The sequence below is a fragment of the Dolichospermum sp. UHCC 0352 genome (assembly GCF_009711925.1).
GTDB lineage: Bacteria > Cyanobacteriota > Cyanobacteriia > Cyanobacteriales > Nostocaceae > Dolichospermum > Dolichospermum lemmermannii.
This window is the reverse complement of sequence record NZ_VIKY01000315.1, coordinates 1-7,270: the sequence shown is the minus strand read 5'-3', so window position 1 is coordinate 7,270 and position 7,270 is coordinate 1. Positions and strand designations below refer to the sequence as shown.

Below are 7,270 nucleotides of genomic sequence, written 5' to 3'. Positions count from 1 at the left end.
ATTGTATTTTGGTGCTTACAATTCTCAAAAAGTAGCAGAAAATTTAACTCGTGCAGAAAAATTTATCCAAGATATTGAAGTTATACATTTAGATAATAATGCTGTCAAAAAATTTGGAGAATTAAAAGCAGAACTTAGAAAAATAGGACAACCAGTAGCAGATTTTGATTTATTAATTGCTAGTGTGGCAATAACTAGAAACTATATTTTAGTCACTAACAACACTCGTCATTATAGCCGAATTTCCGAGCTAAAATTAGACAACTGGATTTCACCTTAAAAAGTTCTTGAAGATGAGTTAACAGTAATATAACCCATCATTAATAACGCACTTATTACAACCCGAAAAGCCTATATCTGTTTACATGATCTCACTCAACCATTACTAGGGATTAGTAGAGCGATAGCGAACGCGAGTGCGTCCCGGAGGGAACTAGCGCTGCTGCAAGCAGTTCGCCGCATGACAGATACACCTGGAAAGATTCACCTCACCTGAGAATTATCACCCGACCATGAGTTATAATCAAGATTAAAGTCATAACCATAAAATTACTATGACTCTCCAAATCCTAGACAAAACTACCACAATTTCCGAACAGCGATTTCTTCTACCTGGTTATTACACCTGGAAGGAATTTGAAATAATAAAAACCTTAACCGCAGACGCAGGAAATTTGCGGATAACTTATCTTGATGGGTACATCGAATTTATGACACTTGGTGAAGAACACGAAAATATCAAAAAAATTATCGCTATTTTGATAGAAGCATATCTTTTTGAAAAAGGGATAAACTTTATTCCAGTAGGTAGTGCTACTCGTCGCGCAAAAGAAAAGAATGCTTCCTTTGAACCTGATGAATCTTATTACATCGGAGAAAGAAAAGAAAATCCAGATTTAGCAATTGAAATTAATATTACCAGTGGCAGTATTGACAAACTAGAAAAATATAAAAGGTTTAATATTACCGAAGTCTGGTTTTGGGAAAATAATCAATTGTATTTATATCATCTTAAAAATGATAATTATGAGCAAATTAATCAAAGTGAATTATTGCCAGATTTAGATATAGATTTATTGATAAGTTGTGTTTTGATGCCTCACATTATTGATGCAAGAACAGCATTTATTAAAGGTATTAAAAAGTAGTAATTTGTAGTTTGGGTTGACACAAGGAAACCCAACAATACCCACCATTAATAATGCTAAATTGCAGCCCAAAAACCCTGTATCTGTTCACATTATCTCACCCAACCATTACCAACTATCATGTAAAGAAGAGAAGACAATAGAACCATGACATTGTTTTGTTTCCCTAAAACCTTTTTATCGGATTTCGGGTATTCTTTTTTCTATCACACTTTCTGCATGAAGGAAATCCCTGGCTTATTTGTCAAAATTAACACACTAGTATCTCATATCAAAATACTTTATTTGTTTCAAAAAGGTTCAGCATTTACGTGTTCGTATAATATTTAAAGTTATCATTGACTCTTAGAGGGTGTTTGAAAAGTCGGACAAGTTGTAAAAAAGCTCTCTCAGTATAAGCTGTAAATAAATATGCGATCGCTTTTTCAACTCATGCCAAATAGCGATAAGTGGTATAACAAAAATAAGGTGCGTTACATTTCATTTACGCATTTTACAAGATCGGCGATCGCATTAACGTATAAACCAGTCATATAAAATAACTGGGAAAGGAATAACCCACCACCACTTATCCAGAAAGTTTGCTAGTTGTTTCTTCCAGTTAAGTTTAATTTCACTAGTGGGAGTTATCAAATCACACTTAGCTTTATAAGCGAGGTACTTACCGTTTTGATTTGTTTGCCAAATCTGTTCTCCTTCCTTAATAACGAATCCATCTTTGAATGGTATATCTGAATGATCACAAAAGTCATTCATTAGCTTTTGTAACAACTCGCTTAGTTTGATAGATTTCTCCGTATCTCGTATAACAAGTTGCGATAGTCTAACAGGTTTATCATCAGAATCTGAGAAGTTGTTGACTATATCTAAACACAGCACACCGTCAATGTGTTCCAAACCACCTAGCATTTTTCTGTTGGACGCATCTATTAGAGACAAAACAGATAAGTCGCTCTGTATCAGATTTTCTAGAATAACTAGTCCCAGAGCATCAGGATAATTGAGAACTTCTTTACTGTCCTTTATCTGATTATTTGCATCTCTCAATACTTTATTAATACTGTTATAAAAGTCACGCTTAAAGTTTTGATCAGAGATGGGAACTTTAAGAGCCAGTTTTTCTACTTTCTCCTTAATTTCGATACTCGAAAATTCTTTTATTTCACAAACAATTTGACTATCAAATAATAAAAAATCTGCCCGATCCTTGCACTCGATGAAATAGCTATTGTACTCTTGATTATCAAGATTCATTGCTTTTTCATATCTTTCTAAGAACTCTTTCATCATGAGTTAAAAGCAACCTTACCGATGGTGAAGCAATCACAAACATTTTGAAGATACTATAATATAACATCCAGAGAATAACAATAAAAATTTTAAATTCAGATATCGTTTATATCCAGGTGTTATGTAGAATTTTTGACGTTGCTGATAGCCTGCGTGGCGATAGCCATATTGAGGTATGAAAATCAAACATTCTATTTCTCAAACTCTTACTCTCCGTGACTCTGCGCCTCTGCGTGATAAAAATCATACCTTCATTCACCAACGCCAATTTTTTGGACTATCCACCTTAAATCTTGATTCTTAATCTCACAATTAAGGGCGGGGTTTCCCCGCCCCTATAGGCAATTTTGCCGAAATAAATGGCAAGAATTAACTTGAAAGTTTAACTAGAAGTGTTTTACTTCTGAGCTTCAGCAATAGGAACCCACTCAGTGTGGAAAGATCCTTCTTTGTCAGTTCGTTTGTAGGTGTGAGCGCCGAAGTAGTCCCGTTGTGCTTGAGTTAAGTTTTGTGGCAAGCGATCGCGGCGGTAACTATCGAAGTAATCTAAAGAAGCACTGAAAGCTGGAACAGGAATACCCAATTTAGCAGCAGTGACAATTACTTCACGCCAAGCAGCTTGTCTATCCAGAATTGTTTGCTTAAATTCAGGCGCTAACAACAAGTTAGGTAAAGCGGGATTTTCGTCAAATGCTTTCTTAATCTTATTCAAGAAACCAGCGCGAATAATACAACCACCTTTCCAAATCCGCGCCATTTCGCCCAGATTTAATTCCCAATTGTAGGTTTTAGAAGCTGTAGATAACAGCGCCATACCTTGAGCATAAGAACAGATTTTGGAACAATAAAGAGCATCACGCACCATGTTCACAAAAGCGGCAATATCACCACCATACTTAGCATTTGGTCCGGTGATGACCTTAGAAGCAGCAATCCGTTCATCTCGAATTGAAGAGAGAATTCGAGCATTTACCGCTGCTGTAATTGTCGGAATAGCTACACCCAATTCTAAAGCAGTTTGTACAGTCCAACGACCAGTTCCCTTTTGACCGGCTGCGTCAACAATCAAATCAACGAGGGGAATCTTGGTATCAGGATCTACGTAGGGGAAAATATTCGCGGTAATCTCAATCAAAAATGAATTGAGTTCGTCAGTTGTATTCCATTGAGCAAAGACTTCATGGAGTTGTGCTGGACTTAAACCAGCCACATTTTTCAGCAGATCGTAGGCTTCTGCAATTAACTGCATATCGCCGTACTCAATACCGTTGTGAACCATTTTTACATAGTGTCCAGAACCACCAGGACCAATGTAGGTTACACAGGGACCATCATCAACTTGAGCCGCGATTTTGTTGAAAATGGGGGATAGGTACTCGTAGGAGCTTCTTGTGCCACCGGGCATGAGAGAAGGTCCATTTAAAGCTCCTTCTTCACCACCACTCACACCCATACCGATATAGCGTAAACCGATGGGTTCTAATTCTTGAGTGCGTCTTTCGGTATCTTCAAACCAAGAGTTACCACCGTCAATAATGATATCACCTTCTTGTAGCAAAGGTTTAAGCTGTTGAATTACCGCATCAACAGGCTTACCAGCTTGTACCATCACCAAAATTTTGCGGGGACGTTCCAATGAGGCGACAAATTGTTCGAGGCTAAAAGCGGCTCTAACGTTCCGTCCTGGGGCGCGGTGCGCCATGAAGGCATCGGTTTTTTCACGAGAGCGGTTGTAAACTGCAATTGGGAAGCCATTTCTTTCTACGTTAAGTGCGATATTTTCGCCCATAACTGCTAATCCAATCACACCAAAGCTTTGTAGTGTCATAGTTCAGTTTAAATCTTTTGTTTGGGTTTGGCTCTTTCTCTTGCAGATCCTTTCTCTTTAAGGGTAGTCCGAGATTTTCGCTTCACTCCTAAAGAAGATATTAAGAGTTTTTCTAAAATTTAAGAAATCATCACTCACATCAATGAATTAATTTTAATTTGTATTGAAGTCCACAATTTAGTCCCAAATTTTGCAAAATTAAAATACATATAGCAGGAGTTCAGGAGTATGGCTAACGCCACGCTTCGCTATCAGGAGTTCAGAAGGAAGAAGGAAGAAGGAAGAAGGAAGAAGGAAGAAGGAAGAAATTTCTCCCCTACTCCCCCTACTCCCCTACTTCCCCTACTTCCCCTACTCCCCTACTTCCCCTACTCCCCCTACTCCCCTACCCCCTGTTCCCTTTCTCGAATTAAATAGTAAGGAGGATTAAAAAATGCTGGCTTATCTTCTAGCGTTGGTAATCGGTTTTGGCAGTCTCGCCATTTATCTATCAGCCTTCTTTTTTCCAGAAATCCATCGCAAGAATGATTTTATCTGGAGTGGTGTTGGGCTATTCTACGCTTTAGTGTTATGGATTTTTGCATCTCGAATTACTGGGGGGCTGTTACTAGGTCATGTAGCTAGTGTGGCACTGTTGGTATGGTTTGGCTGGCAAACTCTCTCATTACGGCGACAACTTGCTCCCGCAGGACAACAAACTCCTCTCCCCAGTCCTGAGCTAATTAAGATTAGTTTCCAATCGCAAATGTCAAAGTTTTCTGTGAAAGAGAAATTTGGACAGTTATCAAGCTTCGTTGCTGGTGTATTTGGTGGTGCTAAAGCGAAGATACAGCAGACTGTGAACAAAAAGCCTGTGATCAAAACTGCTGAAGAGATTTTACAAACAACTCCAACTGAAGCAACGCCACCGTCAGTATTACCAGATCAGTCGGTAACTGCTACCCCAGCAATTACAACTGAAAGTTTATCAGCGGATACTTTTTCTCAATCTCCTATTTTGGAAGTGGTAGAAGTAGCACCAACTCCACCCACTTTTATGGAGGAAGAACAGGTAATTCCGCCAACAGCACCGGAAACTGTGGTAGAGATCACTCAAACTGAGGTGGTGATTTCCGAGTCATTTATCACAGGAGAAACCGAAACTGTAGTCGAGATCATTCAAACTGAGGTGGTTATTGCCATAGAAGAAACTAGCGAAACGGCAGATGCACCAGAAATAAGTTCCCCAAATCCAGTGACATCAGAGTTATTAGCCGCAGAAGCAGCCGAAAAGTCTGATATGACCATTGAGGAAGTTAAACCAGTTGGGGAAGCATTGCCAGAACAAATCCCACTAAATAAACCAATCGAGGAGTAATTAAGAGGATTTACGCTGCTGATTCTAATAAATCAAAGGAATCTGGGTAGTTTATGATACTGCTGCCGCTGGATTAAGTCCCAATTGGGATAATAAACGGTCAATATCAAAATGCTCAGACATAAGAGAGCGAATGCACTCTATTTTAATTGGTTCATGAACACGAACTTGACCAAAGGTGCGATCGATGATTTCTACTGTGGTGAGAGTGTCTAAATCCACGGATAAAATCGGGATTTCTAACTCTTCAGCGCGGTTGAGGATAAAGGCAGGGGGTGGTAGTTGTCCAGTCAGGATGAGGCATTGAGTAGATGTTTCTAAGGCTGCTTGTTGAATTTCAACGCGATCGCCTCCTGTCACTACTGCCATGTTCTGACGTTTGCGGAAGTATTTGACGGCGGAGTTGACGTTCATTGCCCCAATTGCCAGACTTTCAACTAATAAATCTAGGCGATCGCTCCGACAAAGAACTTCCGCGTTTAACTGCTTGACTAATTCTCCTACACTCACACTGCGGAGGACATCGCTTTTGGGCAATGTTGCGAGGACGGAAATTCCCTGTTTTTCTAGGAATGGGCGTAAGAGTGTGTGAACTAACTCTAATTTTTCGTGAGGTACTTCATTAATTACCACACCCATTAACCGTTTGCCTAATTGCTGTTTAGCAAATAATAACGCCTCAACAGAAGTTAGTGATTGATAACGGCTAATTAACAGTACAGGAGCATCTAATTTTTCTGCTAATTCCAGTAAGGATAATCCAAATAAATTTCCTTCTGATAAGTTAGCAGGCCCTTCTAAGATTACCAAATTACTCTTTGGTATTTGTGAATACTTTTGTACTAGTAACTCTTGATAGTTGGTTGTATCTTCTCCCTGTAAGCGTTTCTGGACGGTAATTTCATCCAAAGATAATAAGGTGGGAGCAATGCGGTTGTCTGGCAGGTTAAGGTTATGAGTAATGAACTGGACATCTTCTTCAACTACTGTTCCCGCAGATGTCTTGACAAAATTACCCAAAGGTTTGCCATAAGCAATGTCCAAACCTTTTTGTTTTAGCTGATGAGACAAACCTAAAACTGTTGCAGATTTGCCACTGTAAGCTTCAACTGATCCAACCAGCAAGTATTTAGCAAGTGTTGGCACGTATGCACTCCTAATTTCAAAAGTTTGTACAACTCAGCTAGGTGTCTACTAATTTTAGTGCAATAGGCGGAAGGTAAATAGCAATAGCTATCCTAATTGCCTAAATTTTCAAAATTAACTGGGAATAAATCTAGCTGTGGTAGCTATTGTAGCGATTTTGATCAAGATAAAAATATCTGTTTAAATAAATAATTTATGTTTCTTGGCATATAAAAGCGATTATATTGAAGCTTTGATTTCTTCTGATGTCATTACATGATCTGGATTTGCTTCGTAATCAGTAATCCGAGGCTTGATAGATACTGTACAATAAATAATTATATCTTTACCCACAAATTCCGCGCCTTGCGTTCTTATTTGATGGCAAAGAATCAAACAGGTTATACCGATGAGGAAATTTTTGAGATAATTTCATGAAGCTAGTTCTAGATACTAATGTTCTGATTCAGGAAATATTAGACAGAGTTTTCTAAATACATAGTTATTCAGCGAGTATTTCAT

7 protein-coding genes are annotated in these 7,270 nt (G+C 38.6%); 4 read left to right on the top strand and 3 right to left on the bottom strand.

The features are described 5' to 3' along the window. A partial coding sequence (locus tag FJR06_RS22750) for a PIN domain-containing protein (protein WP_168652320.1) occupies positions 1-280 on the top strand: 280 nt, incomplete at its 5' end. A gap of 274 nt (positions 281-554) precedes the next feature. Next, a complete protein-coding gene (locus FJR06_RS22745) occupies positions 555-1,148 on the top strand; it encodes a Uma2 family endonuclease (protein WP_015079787.1) in 594 nt (197 codons plus the stop codon). A 513-nt stretch (positions 1,149-1,661) separates the two neighbouring features. On the opposite strand, the gene FJR06_RS22740 is transcribed toward FJR06_RS22745, so the two are convergent. Both FJR06_RS22740 and gndA read right to left on the bottom strand, forming a co-directional pair. Beyond that, positions 1,662-2,438: a hypothetical protein gene (locus tag FJR06_RS22740; RefSeq protein ID WP_168652319.1), complete on the bottom strand. Its 777-nt coding sequence runs from the start codon at positions 2,436-2,438 to the stop codon at positions 1,662-1,664. A gap of 397 nt (positions 2,439-2,835) precedes the next feature. Next, positions 2,836-4,266, bottom strand: coding sequence for an NADP-dependent phosphogluconate dehydrogenase (gene gndA / locus FJR06_RS22735; RefSeq protein WP_015079789.1), 1,431 nt, complete (start codon positions 4,264-4,266; stop codon positions 2,836-2,838). A 228-nt stretch (positions 4,267-4,494) separates the two neighbouring features. Between gndA and FJR06_RS22730 the strand changes: the two genes are divergently transcribed. Next, positions 4,495-4,683, top strand: a complete 189-nt coding sequence (locus tag FJR06_RS22730) for a hypothetical protein (RefSeq protein WP_015079790.1) — start codon at positions 4,495-4,497, stop codon at positions 4,681-4,683. A gap of 16 nt (positions 4,684-4,699) precedes the next feature. Next, complete coding sequence (locus tag FJR06_RS25040; RefSeq protein ID WP_015079791.1) at positions 4,700-5,623, top strand: Ycf66 family protein; 924 nt, start codon at positions 4,700-4,702, stop codon at positions 5,621-5,623. A 51-nt stretch (positions 5,624-5,674) separates the two neighbouring features. Here the strand turns inward: FJR06_RS25040 and FJR06_RS22720 are convergent, their stop codons facing one another. Continuing rightward, a complete protein-coding gene (locus tag FJR06_RS22720; RefSeq protein ID WP_015079792.1) occupies positions 5,675-6,769 on the bottom strand; it encodes a phosphotransacetylase family protein in 1,095 nt (364 codons plus the stop codon). Positions 6,770-7,270: the final 501 nt, after the last annotated feature.

Excerpts from the sequence above, each read along its gene's own strand:
- FJR06_RS22730 (WP_015079790.1), top strand. The coding sequence starts at position 4,495 with ATGGCTAACGCCACGCTTCGCTATCAGGAGTTCAGAAGGAAGAAGGAA.
- FJR06_RS25040 (WP_015079791.1), top strand. The coding sequence starts at position 4,700 with ATGCTGGCTTATCTTCTAGCGTTGGTAATCGGTTTTGGCAGTCTCGCC.
- FJR06_RS22740 (WP_168652319.1), bottom strand. The coding sequence starts at position 2,438 with ATGATGAAAGAGTTCTTAGAAAGATATGAAAAAGCAATGAATCTTGAT.
- gndA (WP_015079789.1), bottom strand. The coding sequence starts at position 4,266 with ATGACACTACAAAGCTTTGGTGTGATTGGATTAGCAGTTATGGGCGAA.
- FJR06_RS22745 (WP_015079787.1), top strand. The coding sequence starts at position 555 with ATGACTCTCCAAATCCTAGACAAAACTACCACAATTTCCGAACAGCGA.